The organism is Vagococcus fluvialis (assembly GCF_003337315.1).
Lineage (GTDB): Bacteria > Bacillota > Bacilli > Lactobacillales > Vagococcaceae > Vagococcus > Vagococcus fluvialis.
Genome location: NZ_QPJV01000007.1, coordinates 122099 through 137397 on the forward strand (window position 1 = coordinate 122099; position 15299 = coordinate 137397).

Here is a 15299-nt window from a genome sequence, read left to right on the forward strand (position 1 = left end):
GGTTATGTCACATATTAGTTTTGATTATTCTAACATCGGAAAATTCGTTGGAAGTCACGAGTTAGGGTACATGCAAGCTGAAGTAAGTGCAGCGCATAAATCATTAAGAGAAGGTACAGGAGCAGGAAGTGATTACTTAGGTTGGATCGATCTACCTGTTAACTATGACAAAGAAGAATTTGCTAGAATTAAAGCAGCAGCAACAAAAATTCAATCTGATTCTGAAGTTTTAGTAGTAATTGGTATTGGAGGATCTTATTTAGGAGCAAAAGCAGCAATTGATTTCCTAAATCATTCTTTCTATAATTTATTAGATGATAAAGAAAGAAAAGCACCTCAAGTATTTTTCGCTGGAAACAGTATCAGTTCAACTTATTTAGCAGATTTAATTCACATCATTGGAGATCGTGATTTCTCAGTTAACGTTATTTCTAAATCAGGAACAACAACTGAACCTGCTATTGCTTTTAGAGTATTTAAAGAATTATTAATTAAAAAATATGGTAAAGAAGAAGCTAACAAACGTATTTATGCAACAACTGATAAAGAACGTGGAGCAGTTAAAGTAGAAGCTGACGCAGAAAAATGGGAAACTTTTGTTATTCCTGATGATGTTGGTGGACGTTTCTCTGTTTTAACAGCAGTAGGTTTATTACCAATAGCGGCAACTGGTGCTAACATTGATGAGTTAATGAGTGGAGCAGCTGACGCTCGTGAAGCATATAGTTCTGATGATTTAGAATCAAATGAAGCTTACCAATATGCAGCATTACGTAACGCTTTATACCGTAAAGGAAAAGTAACTGAGTTATTAATTAACTACGAACCAGGCTTACAATATTTCTCTGAATGGTGGAAACAATTATTTGGCGAGTCTGAAGGTAAAGATCAAAAGGGGATTTACCCATCAAGTGCTAACTTCTCAACTGACTTACATTCATTAGGTCAATATATTCAAGAAGGTCGTCGTAACATTTTTGAAACTGTTATTAAAGTGGATAAAGCACGTCATGAATTAACTATTCCCGAAATGGATAAAGATTTAGATGGTTTAGGTTACATTCAAGGAAAAGAAATTGACTTTGTTAATACTAAAGCATTTGAAGGAACACTTTTAGCTCATACTGATGGAGATGTACCTAACTTTGTTATCACAATCCCTGAGCAAAATGCTTACACATTAGGTTACCTAATGTATTTCTTTGAAATCGCAGTAGGTATCTCAGGCTATATGAACGGGGTAAACCCATTCGACCAACCTGGAGTAGAAGCATACAAAAAAAATATGTTTGCTCTTTTAGGTAAACCAGGATTCGAAGATTTAGCTAAAGAGTTAAATGCTCGTTTAGAAAAATAATTATAAAATATATTCTCACATAAGTTATCTTTTTATGTGAGAATTTTTTTAGTTTTAAAGGAGATAGTTATATGGATACGAAAAAGGAATCTAAACTTGTTTATGTTAAATACCTATTTTTTCTTTTCTTGTTTTTCCTATTAAGTTCGACACCAGATATTGCGATGGGCATATTAATAGGTTTGGATTTTTCAGATAGGCTTATCGCGGTCATCATTTTAGGTTTAAATGGATTAATTATAAGATTTGTCTATAAAAAATATCTAAGGAAAACTAAAGATAATTCTTTTGAAAATGAAAACTTTAATGAACTTAAGTGGAAGAAAATTTTATTTGTCTTAGTGATGTATGGAATAATGTATCTCATAGATCTTTTATTTAGTACTTTTTTAGATATTGGTACACCAGAGAATCAAAAAATTTTAGAAGAAATGTTCAGAATGACTCCTATTACAATTGCCATGATGACAGTTGTTGTAGCACCAATTGTTGAGGAACTTATTTTTAGAGGGTTATTCACAACCTATTTTATGAAAAATGAAACGGCTTTATCTAAGATTGTTATTGTTGTTACAAGCTCCTTGTTTTTTGGCTTAATTCATGAGGTAACACCTTCTTTAAGCTTACTCTATTATTCAAGTATAGGAACTATGTTAAGCATAACTTATCTGTATACAAAGAATATCAAATATAATATTCTACTGCATTTTATAAATAATTTACTAGCCACTTACATGATGTTTACGAGTTAGAATAATATACCTAGTTTAATTGTATTTAATTTCACAATATATGGATTCACATATAAGATTGTGGTATCTTTAACTTGTAAACGAATTCAAGGGGGGAGATTAAAATGGCAGTTGAAAAATTTGAAGCAGTAGTAGAAAGTGTAGCAGGGTTAAAAGTTTCATGTAAATCTAGAGGGTTTGAATTCTTTTTAGATGAACCAAAAAGCTTAGGTGGAACAAATGAAGGAATGAATCCTGTAGAAGCATTATTAAACTCACTAGGTGCTTGTAAAGTTATTGTTGCTAAAAGCTTTGCTAGACTTCATAAAATGAAAATTAATAGTATTCGTATTGAATTAGAAGGAGAATTAGATACAGATGGTTTTATGGGGAAAAATCCAGAAGCCAAAATCGGTTTTTCTAAAATTATTACTAACTTCTATATTGATGCTGATAATACAGATGACGAGATTGCAGCCTATGTTGATTTTATAAATCGTACTTGTCCAGTTGCGGATTCACTTGAAAACGCACCAGAAATGGTATCTAACATTATTAAATAAAAAAAGACATTTGAGAATTTCTCAAATGTCTTTTTAATTGACGATAGCCACTTTTATCAAAAGATAAAAAGTGGCTATCTGATTATATTCTATTTATATGTAAAGCGTTCCGTACTATTGCTCAATTGAATATCATTTCTCGTTTAAGTGATGCAATCCCTACCTCTAATGCTCATTGCAGCTCTTTAGCTGCGCCAATGTAAATAAACTTCTTAAAAATAAAACTAAATCTTGCGTATAAATATAATTAATGTAGTAATAATATAGCATGTTCCAATTAGGAATACAAATAAACTAAGGATTCTTAATAAAAAAGTAATCAGTTGACATATTTGTAATAAGTAATAAAAAATAATTCACAATCACACTTTTTTTTGTTATAATCTTTCTCGTGATAAAGTAGAAAGAAGGTGTAATTATGGCTAGCAAAAGTGGAAATCGTAAATCAAAATGGGTATTAATCTCTGTATTGACTCTTTATGTGATTGAATTAGTGTGGTTCTTCTATTCACAAATTGTTAGTAAACTACTTAATGGACAACCAATCGAATTTGAATCAAAAGAATTGGCAATTATTTTAGTCCTTGGTCTTTTAGCAATCGTAGTTTTCTTTGTTTTAAAGAAATCAAAGAAAATTGGAGGCATACTAATCACAATATTAGTTGGTAGTGTTATTCTTTTTGGAATCATCGCACCATTACTTGATGTATACATCCCTGTTATTTGGAAAATTTTAAGCGGTTTTTAGGAAAGATACTGAATTTATCAGTATCTTTTTTCATTTATTGTTGAATTGTTGTTTTTTTCTGAAAAGGTTTATGATAGACTAAGATAAGAGAACTTAAAGGAATGATAACAATGTTAAATCTTTCAGATAAAAGACAACATTTTCGTTTCCCAGCCTATGATGATGAGATAGGTGTGAAACTTGTAAGTAATAGAAAAAGAGACTTTTTAAAAGATGTCTTAGACGATGGCTTTGTTTATAGAGAACAAGAGTCTTATTTCCCTGAGTCTAAAAAGTCAGTTAATCATAAAACAAATAAAACATTAAAAATTGATGCCATTGACATGGTAGATACACCTGATTATTTTGGTTACGAAGAAGAAGAAAAATCAGAAAGTATTAAAATGGTTCAAAAGAATCGTACTGCTGCTTTTAAACAAAAAGAAGTAACTGTTGAAAAGGGCAGAAGAACTCTTGAAAACAATACGTATATTGAGCCAAAAACATCTGATTACACATCTCCACAATCTTCTTTCTCAAACAAACTATTTGAGGCAGATCAGTATGGAAATGCCAAATATCATAAAAGGGATCGCAATCGTTCAAAATTCGAATCCTCATATGATTTACCTGGAACAAAAGATAATGGGATGTTTAAACCAAAACATATCCCAGCTTCATTAATTGAAGAATCACATGAAAATGAATTACCTAGACATAGTCGTGATGTTATTGTTGATGAGTTAAGAAAAGCATCTAGTGGTAGTTTATTAATGATTGAAGATGAAGTGATTTTAGATCCAATCATTGACTCAGTTGAAATAACAGCTGACGTAGCTCCAACACTAGTTCCTGAAAAAAAGAAAAATCAAAGACTTGAAAAAACGCTTTCTGGTATTATAGAAGAAGAAGGTAGTACTAAATTAGATAGTTACTATTTCGATTAATTGGATACTTACATGGTCATTTCTTCCATGTAAGTATTTTTTATTGATTATTTGTAAAATCTGTACGATAATAATGAAGACATTTATGTAAGAAACACTAGAAAAATGTATCTAAGAAAAGGGGATTTTTATGGAAATTCATAAAAATAAAACATATCATTTTGTGGGCATTAAAGGTTCAGGAATGAGCTCACTAGCATTACTATTACATCAAAAAGGATTTAAAGTACAAGGTTCAGATGTAACTAACTATTTCTTCACTCAACGTGAATTAGAATTAGAAAATATAAAAATATTACCTTTTGATGAAGCAAATATTGTAGATGATTTGATTGTCATTGCAGGAAATGCTTTTCCAGATACGCATGAAGAAATTCAAGCAGCTCTGAAAAAAGGTTTAAAAGTAATTAGATATCATCGTTTCTTAGGTGAATTTATTAAGATGTATACAAGTATCGCAGTAACGGGTTCTCACGGTAAAACAAGTACAACAGGTCTTTTAGCTCATGTTTTATCAGGAGTTGAACCAACTAGTTACCTAATCGGTGATGGGACAGGTCACGGAGAAGAAGACGCAAGATTCTTTGCTTTTGAAGCATGTGAATACCGTCGTCATTTCTTATCATATAAACCTGATTACGCTATTATAACTAACGTTGACTTTGATCATCCTGATTACTACGAAAGTATTGATGATGTATTTAGTGCCTTCCAAACTTTCAGTGAAGGTGTTAATAAAGGAATTGTTGCCTTTGGTGATGATGAGTATTTAAGAAAACTAAAATCGGATGCACCAGTTTATTATTACGGAATTAATGAAGATGATGATTTCCAAGCCATGAATATCGAAAGAACAACAACTGGTTCAAACTTTTCAGTTATCTACAAAGGTGAAACGATTGGACAATTTACAGTGCCAGCTTTTGGTTTACACAATGTTATGAATGCTTTAAGTGTCATTGCGATTAGTTATTTAGAAGGCTTAGATATGAAAAAAGTTGCTGAAGAAATGATCACTTTTAATGGTGTTAAACGTCGTTTTAGTGAGAAAAAAGTAGCAGATATGATTTTAGTAGATGACTACGCTCATCACCCAGCTGAAATTAAAGCAACGATTGATGCAGCGAGACAAAAATACCCAGAAAAAGAAATTGTGGCAGTTTTCCAACCCCATACTTTTACAAGAACGATTGCATTAATGGACGACTTTGCAACATCTCTTGATTTAGCAGATCAAGTTTACTTATGTGACATCTTTGGTTCAGCACGTGAAAACGTTGGTGAAGTTAAGATTGAAGACCTAGGTCAAAAAATAACTAAAGGTGGAGACGTCGTTCAATTAGATGATATGTCATCACTTTTAAACCACGAAGATGCTGTTGTTATCTTTATGGGAGCAGGAGATGTCCAAAAATTTGAAGTTGCATATGAGCGTCTTTTAAGTAATACTATAAGAAATAACATGTAGTGTTACCAAAGTACAGGAAGGCGTGAAATAAGGGTATGTTACATCATCCTAAAAAATATGGTAAAAAAATTAACGAATTAACTGAGGGAGAATATCTTAGTATTACTGAAACAATTGAAGATAGTCAGTTATTACTTTATTTAGGATTAACAAATGACGCTAATCCTTTGTTTATCCAACATCAATATACTGAAAAAACTGAGTATGAAAAACCGATTGTACCAAGTATTATGTTAATGGGTATTATTTCTTCAGTGGTTTCAAAGCATTTACCAGGACCAGGGTCAAATATTGTTAACTTTTCATTTAACTTAATTCAACCTGTTTATCACTATGAAACACTAACGTTTCATTTTGAAGTGATAAAAATTGATGAAATGAAAGAAGTTGTAACAATCTCTGTAAAAGCACATAATTATGATGAGGAACGTGTGTTAGATGCTGTTGTTATGGTAAAACCAACTAAAATAAATGAACAGGACGTGACAGATAATGATGGACAATAATCAAAATGTTAACAGCACTGCTGGTTTATCAAAATTTTATAGTAAAGTATATGGGTACTTAGGTTTAGGGATTTTGATGAGTGCTATTACTTCTTACATTGTTATGAATTATTTCTTTTTAGAGATGGCGAATTTCCTTTTTGCTAATAAAATTAATTTCTTCTTAATGTGGGGAGTTCAAATTGGACTTGTTGTTTACTTAGGAAAAAATGCTTTTTCTAATTCTGGAAAGTCAATTATAGGCTATGTTGCTTATACGATTCTTACAGGTATTACTATATCTATGACACTTGCTATGTATTCTACTGCTGACGTGGCTCTAGCATTCTTAACGGCTGCTGGAACTTTTATTGGTATGTCAGTTGTTGGATTAGTAACGAAAAAAGATTTAAGTGCAATGGGACATGCGATGTATAGTTTATTAATTGGAGCCTTAATTGCGATCCTTTTAAATGTCTTTATCTTAAAAAGCCAGCCAGTAGATTTATTCATTTCTTTAGGAATGGTAGTTATCTTTGCTGGACTAACAGCTTATGATAATCAAAAAATCAAAGTGTTATACCAACAAAAAGGAGAGGTAGGAGCTTCTAATTTAGCTATCTACTGTGCTTTAACACTTTACCTAGACTTAGTTAACTTATTCTTATCTCTATTAAGAATTTTTGGACGTGACTAATAATTGAAGAGGTTGTGACTAACTACTTGTCACAATCTCTTTTTTCATTTAAGGTGAATTCTTTTGGCGTTGTGTCTCTATATTTGTTAAAATGGTTGAGAATAGAAGTGAGGAGTGTCGTGATGACTAAAAATAAATTATTATTAATTGATGGAAATAGTATTGCCTTTAGAGGTTTTTTTGCTTTGTATCAATCTCTAGATAGGTTTAAAAATAGTAGTGGACTGCATACTAATGCTTTATATGCTGTTCATAATATGTTAGAAAACGTTCTTGAAAAAGAACAACCTACTCATGTATTAGTAGCCTTTGATGCAGGAAAAACAACCTTTAGACATAGTTTTTATGATGACTATAAATCCGGACGTGCCAAAACGCCAAGTGAGTTTAAAGAGCAGATGCCTTACTTAAGAGATTTGATTGAAGGTTTAGGTATGAAACATTATGAACTTGAAAACTATGAGGCAGATGATATTATTGGTACTCTTGCAACTCATGTAGATCCTGAAAAATTTGATGTTGTTGTTTTATCAGGAGATAAAGATTTAACTCAACTTGCAAGTGATAATATACGTGTTGATGTGACAGTTAAAGGTGTCAGTGAAATTGAATCTTACACACCTGAACATATATTAGAAAAATACGGTTTAGAACCTCATCAAATTATTGATATGAAAGGTTTAGCAGGAGACCAATCAGATAATATTCCTGGTGTGACAAAAATTGGTGAGAAGACTGCGATTAAGCTACTAAAAGAGTTTGGTACAGTAGAAGGCGTTTATGAGAACGTTGAAGACATGAAAAAAAGTAAAATGAAAGAAAATCTAATTAATGAAAAAGAGATTGCTTTCATGAGTAAACGTTTAGCTACCATAGATACGAACTCACCTATAGAAGTTAAAGTAGAAGATCTAGACTTTAATGGAAAAAATTTAGAAGTTTTAATCCCTTTTTATAAAGAAATGGATTTTAATTCATTTTTAGGAAAACTGGATTCTAGCTTTGTAGAGCCTGAAGTAGAGAAGAAAACAGCTATTGATTACATTGTAGCAACTGACTTAACAGAAGATATGTTTTCAACTGATATGTCTCTTTATGTTGAAATGCTAGATGAAAACTATCATTTATCTGATGTAGTCGGAATTGCTTTTGGTAAAGAAGATCGTTTTTATGTAACGAATGATTTAGCTATTTTAGATAATGAAGTGTTTAGTAACTGGATTAGTAATGAAGAGTTAAGTAAAAAAGTTTTTGATACAAAACGTACAGAAGTAGCCTTAAATCGTTACGACCTTAAACTAAAAGGTGTTAAATACGATATGCTTCTAGGAGCTTATTTACTAGACTCAACGAACAACAGTGAAGATATGGCAGAAATTGCACAAAGCTTTGATTATTTTGATATTGATAATGATGAAGCTGTTTACGGCAAAGGTGCGAAAAAAGGATTGCCAGAGGATGAGTCAGTCTTTTTTGAACACTTAGCTAGAAAAATTAGAACTATTGAATTCCTCTATGAACCGATTTTAGAAGAGTTAGAAAATAAAAATCAATTAAACTTATACTTTGATATTGAACTTCCGTTAGCTCACATTTTAGGTGAAATGGAAATAGAAGGTATCACTCTAAATGCAAGTACTCTTCAGGAAATGAAAGGACAATTTGCTGAACGTTTAGAAGAAATAGAACAAAAAGTATATGCAGAAGCTGGGGAAGAGTTTAATTTGAATTCTCCTAAGCAATTAGGTGTCATTTTATTTGAGAAAATGAAATTACCTGTTATTAAAAAGACTAAAACAGGTTATTCAACAGCAGTAGATGTTTTAGAAAAATTAAAAGGTGAATCACCTATTATTGATGATATTTTATCTTACCGTCAAATTGCTAAAATTCAATCTACTTATGTTGAAGGTTTACTGAAAATGGTATTTTCGGACAATAAAATCCACACACGTTATGTTCAAACATTAACGCAAACTGGACGTTTAAGTTCAGTAGATCCTAACTTGCAAAATATTCCAATTCGTTTAGAGGAAGGTCGTAAGATTCGTCAAGCGTTTGTACCAAGACGTAAAGATTGGCAATTATTTTCTTCTGACTACTCTCAAATTGAGTTAAGAGTCTTAGCGGATATTTCTCAAGATGAACATTTGAGACAAGCTTTTATCGAGGAACAAGATATTCACACAAGTACAGCTATGCGTGTCTTTGGTGTCGAATCGGCTGATCAAGTTGATGGAAACTTACGTCGACAAGCAAAAGCGGTTAACTTTGGTATTGTATATGGAATTAGTGATTATGGTTTATCTCAAAATTTAGGTATTACTAGAAAAGAAGCACAAACCTTTATTGATACTTACTTTGAAAAATACCCAGGTGTAAAAAAATACATGGAAGATATTGTCAGAGAAGCAAAAGATAAAGGCTATGTTGAAACACTTTACCATCGTAGACGTTACTTACCTGATATTAATTCAAGAAACTTTAATATTAGAAGTTTTGCTGAAAGAACTGCTATTAACACACCCATTCAAGGTAGTGCAGCAGACATCTTAAAAATTGCGATGATTAAAATTGATAAAAAATTAAAAGAAGAAGGTATGGAAGCAACTATGTTATTACAAGTTCACGATGAGCTTGTTTTTGAAGCGCCAAAATCTGAAATACCTAAATTACAAAAATTAGTTGAAGAAACAATGGCTGATGCTGTTAGTTTAAGTGTGCCATTAAAAGCAGACAGTAGTTTTGGTGATACATGGTACGAAGCTAAATAAAATCATAAAAAAGAGGCTTACTTTTTTCGTTAAGCCTCTTTAACATAAGGAGGGTAATCATGCCTGAATTACCAGAAGTAGAAACAGTTAGAAAAGGGCTAGAAAACCTTGTTTTAAATAAAACAATTAAAGAAGTGAAAGTCTACTGGGGGAAAATCATCGAATCTCCTGAAGTTGAGAGTTTTAAAATTAAACTTGTAGGTGAAACTATTGAAAAGATGGAGAGACGAGGCAAGTATTTAATTTTTAAGTTAACACATTATGATATGGTGAGTCATTTAAGAATGGAAGGTAAGTTTGAGTTTCATAAGGAAACAGATCCTGTGATGAAACATACTCATGTTTTGTTTACCTTTACTGATGGGACAGAATTAAGATATTTAGATGTCCGAAAATTTGGTCGTTTAACATTACTAGAAAAAGATACTGCTCTTGACTACAAAGGAATTAAAAAATTAGGTCCTGAGCCTACTGTGAAAGAATTTGATATCAACCCATTTGCTTTAACCCTAAGAAAGCGTAATAAAGCAATTAAGCCCCTTCTTTTAGACCAAACCTTAGTCACAGGATTAGGTAATATTTATGTTGATGAAGCTTTGTTTAGAGCTGAAATTCATCCTGAACAAGAGGCCAATACCTTGAAAAAAGAAGAAGTTATAAGACTACATCAAGAAATTATAGCGGTTTTAGGCGAAGCAGTTGAAGCTGGTGGAAGTACTATTAGAACATATCAAAATGCTCTAGGTGATGCCGGGACTTTCCAAATTTCTTTAAATGTTTACGGTCAAGACGGGGAAAGTTGTCCTAGATGTGGAGCTGAAATTTTGAAAAAGAAAGTAGCTCAAAGAGGAACTCATTATTGCCCGCATTGCCAAATTTATCGTGTTCGAGGAGAAAAGAAATGACATATATATTAGGGTTAACAGGTGGTATTTCATCTGGTAAAAGTACAGTAAGTAATTATTTTTTGAGAAAAGGTTTTGATGTGGTTGATGCTGATTTAGTCGCTAAAGAGGTAGTTGAACCAAGGACGCCGGGATTAGCTCGAGTTGTAGCGCATTTTGGTTCTAAAATTTTAACAGCTGAGGGTAGATTAGACCGTAAGGCTTTAGGCGAAATCATTTTTAATGATAAAGAAAAAAGAGAAGATTTGAATAAGATTCTTCATGGTGAAATTGAAGAAGTTATTAATCAAAGAATCGATCAATTAAAATTAGCAGGTAAAGAATTAATTATTCTAGATATTCCCTTGTTATTTGAAACAGGGTATGAATCAAAATGTGATGAGATAATGACTGTTTTTGTATCAAATGAAACTCAAGTAGAAAGATTAATGAAACGGGATAATCTTGATCAAGAAACTGCTCTTACTCGAATTAATAGCCAAATGTCATTAATTGATAAAGCCTTAAAATCAGACGTTATTATCGATAATGAGGGTTCAATTGAAAATACAGAACTTCAAGTAGACAGATGGTTACAAATATTTAAAGAAACTTACTAAAAGAAGCGATAGGCTTCTTTTTTTGATTTACAAACGGACTATGCCTTTAGTAGGTAGTCATGTTATAATAGCACTATTAATAAGAGAAAATAGTCAATTAAAAAACTATAAAAATAGATGAGGTGACACACATGCAATGTCCAAAATGTCATTATAATGGATCAAGAGTAGTCGATAGCCGACCAGCAGATGATGGAAGAGCGATTAGAAGAAGAAGAGAATGTGAAGATTGTGGGTTTAGATTTACCACTTTTGAAAGAGTTGAGGTCACACCTTTATTAGTTGTGAAAAAGAATGGAACACGTGAAGAATTCAATCGTGACAAGGTTTTACGTGGACTTGTTCGTTCTGCTGAGAAACGTCCTGTACCAATGGAAAAAATGGAACAGATTGTTGATAATGTAGAAAATCGAATTAGAAGTTTAGGTGAAAATGAAGTTTCAACGACTCTGATTGGTGAATATGTTATGGAAGATTTAGTGAATCTAGATGAGATTGCTTACATTAGATTTGCTAGTGTATACAGACAATTTAAAGATATGAGCGTCTTTTTAGAAGAGCTTCAAGAAGTTATTGATAAAGAAAATAAATAGTCAGAAAGTGAGCGGTATAGTTGAGTGAAGCATGGGAAAAATTAAAACCTAAAGATAAATTTTCAGTGATTAAAACACAACATGTTTCTGAAGTGGATTATGTCGTTTTAAATATGCTGTATCAACCAATCGTCGGAGCGGGCGCTATTGGATTATTTAATTTACTTTTGATGGAAGAAAAAATTAATAACTTAAACAAAATCGAACAGCACAGTATTTTACTGAACCAATTAGACATGGGGATACCAGACTTTTTTGCAGCTAGAGAGAAGTTAGAAGCAGTAGGGCTATTAAAGACTTTTGTAAAAGCACTCGATAATGAAAATCATGTAATCTACGAAGTTCAGCCGATTATGTCACCAAGTAAATTTTTACATGATGATATTTTATCACTCCTTCTAGTTGAAAAATTAGGATTTGAAAAAGTTGAAGAAATCAGTCATTTCTTTAGCTACAATAGAGAAAATATGGAAGACTATGTGGAAGTTACAAAATCTTTTGTAGATGTATTTCGTTTCGACTCTAACCGACTAATCAGTAAAACATCTGAATTAAGTCAGATTAAAGAAATTGTGACGAAAAAAGAAGAAACCGCCATCAAAGAAGTAACGAATAGCTTTGATTGGTTGTTTTTCATGAGCTTAGTGGAAAGCTTACATATTGATGAAAAGCAAATTAAAGTGGAGCTTAAAAGAACGATTGAATTGTTCCACCAATTATACGGAATTAATGAGTTAGAGATGTTTGATTATGTTAAACAGTCTGTTGATTATGTGACAAATCGAGTAATGGAGAAAGAATTTAAACAGTTAATTTATAAAGGCTATCATAGTCGTAAAAAACAAGAAGTTACACAAAACGATGATACAAACAAAGCTCAAAAAAAATTAACTAACTCTGAAAAAAATCAATTAAGAGAAAATACCTTAAAATTGACTGGTTTTTTAGATGAAGAAATCAGTGTGATTTTAGCCTGTGATTCAGTAGCCCCGCTCTTATTTCTAAAAGCAATTAAAGCCCAAAAAGGTGGTTTTGTTAGTAGCAATGAAAGATGGGCTGTTGAGAACTTAAAAACACAGTCTAGCTTGCCTGATAGTGTGATTAACATGTTGATCCATTATTTACTCGTTGTCCAAGGAAATAGCTCGTTAAATCAAAATATAATGATGTCAATTGCTAATGACTGGGCCCAGAAAAAAATATTTTCTCCCGAAGAAGCTCTTAACCAAGTAAAAAAATTACAAGAAACTAAAAAACAACCAGCTAGATCTAAATCAAATTACAATCAGCCTAAACGAAAAGAAACATTACCTGATTGGGCTAAAGAAGACGTCGTAAGAAAAGAAACACCTCTTTCAGCTGAAGAAGCAGCATTTTTCCAAGATCAGCTGAAACAATTAGCTAAAAAACCAAAAGAAGGTGACAATTAATGGAAAATATTGGAAAAGGAATCGAACGAACATTACAATCAAAAAATCTAACGAATAAATTAGATCAATTAATGGCAGAAGTAATGAATGACTCTGATGTTCAAGCCTTTATTAATGAGCATAGAGAGCAGTTGTCTGATGATGATATCGTCAAAAGTTATGCCAAATTATATGAGTTCGTACAAGAAAAGAAAAAGTTTGAATTAAATGATCCAACCATGATTGCACCAGGTTATGAACCAAGATTATTTATGAATTTTCATTTTGTTGATGTAACTTATGTCCCAACTGAAAGCCTATTAAAAAAACAAGCGCAGGCTGAAATTAGAGCCCGTGTGAAAGCAATGGATATGCCAAAAGATATCCGTGATGCTAGGTTAGAAAATTTTGAATTAACATCAGAGAGAAAAGAAGCTTTTCAGGAGGCCTTTAAGTTTATTAATGAGTTTGAAGATGACCCTAAAAATTTCCATCAAGGTCTTTATTTACAAGGGACATTTGGTGTTGGAAAAACTTATTTATTAGGAGCTATTGCTAATTCATTAGCTGAAAAAGGTTTCCAAACAACTTTAGTTCATTTTCCGACTTTTGCCGTTGAAATGAAACAATCTATTCAAAAAGATACAGTAGGTGAAAAATTAGATACCGTGAAAAAAGCACCTATTTTAATGTTAGATGATATTGGTGCTGATTCGATGAGTAGTTGGGTTAGAGATGATATATTAGGTGTTATTTTACAATACCGTATGCAAGAGCAGTTACCAACCTTCTTTTCGTCTAACTTCGATATGTTACAGTTAGAAAATGAACATTTAAGAGTAACACAACGTGGAGAAGATGAGCCGCTTAAAGCCAAAAGAATTATGGAGAGAGTTAGATTTTTAGCAAAAGAGATAAATATGATTGGTAAAAATCGCAGACTTTATGATTAATTTTTCTTTCATGAAAACAAGGTAAAAACTGATTGACAAAGGAATTAGCTACTAGTATAATTATTTTTGTTGCTTAAGGGGTGATAGAATGAAGTGGGCATTAGCAGAGTTAAACAGGTTTAAAAATAGCCAACTAGAATTTAACGAAAGTTTAGATTTAAAGGAATCGTTACAAAAACGTGAACCTTCTATTTTAGACTTAGATAAAGTATTAGTTGAAGGAACGATTCATGTGAATCGTGATTCCTATTTAGCTCATTTTACAGTTAACACAGTAATTACATTACCATCATCTCGTTCCCTAGAACCAGTGCCTGTTCCTTTATCTTTAATCATTGATGAAGAGTACATGACTCAAGCTCAATTAGATGCTTTAGTTGATGTAAGTGAAGATGACAAGCAATTAATCATGCCTTTGGAAAAAGACTTGATTGATTTAACAGAAGCAGTAGAGGATTATATTTTACTTAATCTTCCATTACAAGTGTTAACAGAGTTAGAGAAGAGCACAAACGAACTACCAAAAGGAGACTTTTGGCAAGTTTATTCTGAAGATGATATTAAGACTGTAGAAGTCTCTGATTCAGAACTTGAAATTGATCCTCGTCTTGCGAAATTATCTGAGTTATTTAAGGATGAAGAGTAAGATTGGAATATATGTGTTTTTGAAACACGTTTTTATTTTTAGGGAGGTGTAACCAAAATGGCAGTACCAAAAAGAAAAACTTCAAAAGCTAGAAAAGCTAGACGTCGTACTCATTACAAATTGTCAGCTCCAGGCTTAACAGCTTGTTCAAACTGTGGAGAAATGAGAAAATCACATCACGTGTGTCCTTCTTGTGGCCACTACGATGGAAAAGATGTTATGACTAAAGAGGCATAATCATTTTTTAGAAAATGTAAAACTTGTAGACTAACCATGGAGTCTACAAGTTTTTTTATTTACTCTTAAGATAAAGAAAAAAGAGCTAATTTAGCTCTTTTTTTTGGCTCTTTGTCAAATCGGACTGATGAGTCGGATATATAAGATGATAAACTTGAGATTACTCTCAGATTTATCATCTTTTTTAGTTATTTAATTTTAATAAGGC

Annotated in this window: 16 protein-coding genes; all 16 read left to right on the forward strand. The window is 32.0% G+C overall.

The genetic code is table 11. The features are described 5' to 3' along the window. The first annotated feature begins 4 nt into the window (after positions 1-4). The 16 genes from DFR54_RS08530 (at position 5) to rpmF (ending at position 15091) form a co-directional block, all read left to right on the forward strand. The gene (locus DFR54_RS08530) at positions 5-1357 is read left to right on the forward strand and encodes a glucose-6-phosphate isomerase (RefSeq protein WP_114289856.1); all 1353 of its coding nucleotides are present in this window, start codon (positions 5-7) and stop codon (positions 1355-1357) included. Positions 1358-1428: 71 nt separating this feature from the next. After that, positions 1429-2109: a CPBP family intramembrane glutamic endopeptidase gene (locus DFR54_RS08535; protein ID WP_114289857.1), complete on the forward strand. Its 681-nt coding sequence runs from the start codon at positions 1429-1431 to the stop codon at positions 2107-2109. A gap of 104 nt (positions 2110-2213) precedes the next feature. Continuing rightward, entirely contained in the window at positions 2214-2651 is a 438-nt protein-coding gene (locus DFR54_RS08540) for an OsmC family protein (protein WP_114289858.1), read from the forward strand. Positions 2652-3069: 418 nt separating this feature from the next. After that, the gene (locus DFR54_RS08545; protein WP_086342726.1) at positions 3070-3399 is read left to right on the forward strand and encodes a hypothetical protein; all 330 of its coding nucleotides are present in this window, start codon (positions 3070-3072) and stop codon (positions 3397-3399) included. A gap of 101 nt (positions 3400-3500) precedes the next feature. Next, the gene (locus tag DFR54_RS08550) at positions 3501-4325 is read left to right on the forward strand and encodes a hypothetical protein (protein ID WP_126809063.1); all 825 of its coding nucleotides are present in this window, start codon (positions 3501-3503) and stop codon (positions 4323-4325) included. 130 nt (positions 4326-4455) lie between these two features. Continuing rightward, positions 4456-5793, forward strand: coding sequence for a UDP-N-acetylmuramate--L-alanine ligase (murC, locus tag DFR54_RS08555; protein ID WP_114289860.1), 1338 nt, complete (start codon positions 4456-4458; stop codon positions 5791-5793). Positions 5794-5828: 35 nt separating this feature from the next. Then, on the forward strand, positions 5829-6299 hold the full coding sequence (locus tag DFR54_RS08560) for a MaoC family dehydratase (RefSeq protein ID WP_114289861.1): 471 nt from the start codon (positions 5829-5831) through the stop codon (positions 6297-6299). Then, positions 6286-6975 carry a Bax inhibitor-1/YccA family protein gene (locus DFR54_RS08565; RefSeq protein WP_406718093.1) on the forward strand — a complete coding sequence of 230 codons (690 nt, stop codon included), beginning with the start codon at positions 6286-6288 and terminating at the stop codon, positions 6973-6975. Before DFR54_RS08560 ends, DFR54_RS08565 begins: the two co-directional genes overlap by 14 nt. A 122-nt stretch (positions 6976-7097) precedes the next feature. Then, positions 7098-9749, forward strand: coding sequence for a DNA polymerase I (gene polA / locus DFR54_RS08570; protein WP_114289862.1), 2652 nt, complete (start codon positions 7098-7100; stop codon positions 9747-9749). 59 nt (positions 9750-9808) lie between these two features. Continuing rightward, positions 9809-10654: a DNA-formamidopyrimidine glycosylase gene (gene mutM, locus DFR54_RS08575; protein ID WP_114289863.1), complete on the forward strand. Its 846-nt coding sequence runs from the start codon at positions 9809-9811 to the stop codon at positions 10652-10654. Next, positions 10651-11253 (forward strand): dephospho-CoA kinase, encoded by a 603-nt coding sequence (gene coaE, locus DFR54_RS08580; RefSeq protein WP_114289864.1) that lies wholly within the window; start codon positions 10651-10653, stop codon positions 11251-11253. The genes mutM and coaE overlap by 4 nt, the downstream gene beginning before the upstream one ends. A gap of 131 nt (positions 11254-11384) precedes the next feature. Further along, positions 11385-11846, forward strand: coding sequence for a transcriptional regulator NrdR (nrdR, locus tag DFR54_RS08585; RefSeq protein ID WP_086342733.1), 462 nt, complete (start codon positions 11385-11387; stop codon positions 11844-11846). A 20-nt stretch (positions 11847-11866) separates the two neighbouring features. Next, complete coding sequence (locus DFR54_RS08590) at positions 11867-13276, forward strand: replication initiation and membrane attachment family protein (RefSeq protein ID WP_114289865.1); 1410 nt, start codon at positions 11867-11869, stop codon at positions 13274-13276. Then, complete coding sequence (gene dnaI / locus DFR54_RS08595; RefSeq protein ID WP_114289866.1) at positions 13276-14208, forward strand: primosomal protein DnaI; 933 nt, start codon at positions 13276-13278, stop codon at positions 14206-14208. Before DFR54_RS08590 ends, dnaI begins: the two co-directional genes overlap by 1 nt. Before the next feature lie 88 nt (positions 14209-14296). Further along, the gene (locus tag DFR54_RS08600) at positions 14297-14854 is read left to right on the forward strand and encodes a YceD family protein (RefSeq protein ID WP_114289867.1); all 558 of its coding nucleotides are present in this window, start codon (positions 14297-14299) and stop codon (positions 14852-14854) included. Between the two features lie 57 nt (positions 14855-14911). Then, a complete protein-coding gene (rpmF, locus tag DFR54_RS08605; protein WP_086342737.1) occupies positions 14912-15091 on the forward strand; it encodes a 50S ribosomal protein L32 in 180 nt (59 codons plus the stop codon). Positions 15092-15299: the final 208 nt, after the last annotated feature.

Bases quoted from the DNA above. Each gene is read 5' to 3' on its own strand.
- DFR54_RS08530 (WP_114289856.1), top strand. From the start codon at position 5: ATGTCACATATTAGTTTTGATTATTCTAACATCGGAAAATTCGTTGGA.
- DFR54_RS08535 (WP_114289857.1), top strand. From the start codon at position 1,429: ATGGATACGAAAAAGGAATCTAAACTTGTTTATGTTAAATACCTATTT.
- DFR54_RS08540 (WP_114289858.1), top strand. From the start codon at position 2,214: ATGGCAGTTGAAAAATTTGAAGCAGTAGTAGAAAGTGTAGCAGGGTTA.
- DFR54_RS08545 (WP_086342726.1), top strand. From the start codon at position 3,070: ATGGCTAGCAAAAGTGGAAATCGTAAATCAAAATGGGTATTAATCTCT.
- DFR54_RS08550 (WP_126809063.1), top strand. From the start codon at position 3,501: ATGATAACAATGTTAAATCTTTCAGATAAAAGACAACATTTTCGTTTC.
- murC (WP_114289860.1), top strand. From the start codon at position 4,456: ATGGAAATTCATAAAAATAAAACATATCATTTTGTGGGCATTAAAGGT.
- DFR54_RS08560 (WP_114289861.1), top strand. From the start codon at position 5,829: ATGTTACATCATCCTAAAAAATATGGTAAAAAAATTAACGAATTAACT.
- DFR54_RS08565 (WP_406718093.1), top strand. From the start codon at position 6,286: ATGATGGACAATAATCAAAATGTTAACAGCACTGCTGGTTTATCAAAA.
- polA (WP_114289862.1), top strand. From the start codon at position 7,098: ATGACTAAAAATAAATTATTATTAATTGATGGAAATAGTATTGCCTTT.
- mutM (WP_114289863.1), top strand. From the start codon at position 9,809: ATGCCTGAATTACCAGAAGTAGAAACAGTTAGAAAAGGGCTAGAAAAC.
- coaE (WP_114289864.1), top strand. From the start codon at position 10,651: ATGACATATATATTAGGGTTAACAGGTGGTATTTCATCTGGTAAAAGT.
- nrdR (WP_086342733.1), top strand. From the start codon at position 11,385: ATGCAATGTCCAAAATGTCATTATAATGGATCAAGAGTAGTCGATAGC.
- dnaI (WP_114289866.1), top strand. From the start codon at position 13,276: ATGGAAAATATTGGAAAAGGAATCGAACGAACATTACAATCAAAAAAT.
- DFR54_RS08600 (WP_114289867.1), top strand. From the start codon at position 14,297: ATGAAGTGGGCATTAGCAGAGTTAAACAGGTTTAAAAATAGCCAACTA.
- rpmF (WP_086342737.1), top strand. From the start codon at position 14,912: ATGGCAGTACCAAAAAGAAAAACTTCAAAAGCTAGAAAAGCTAGACGT.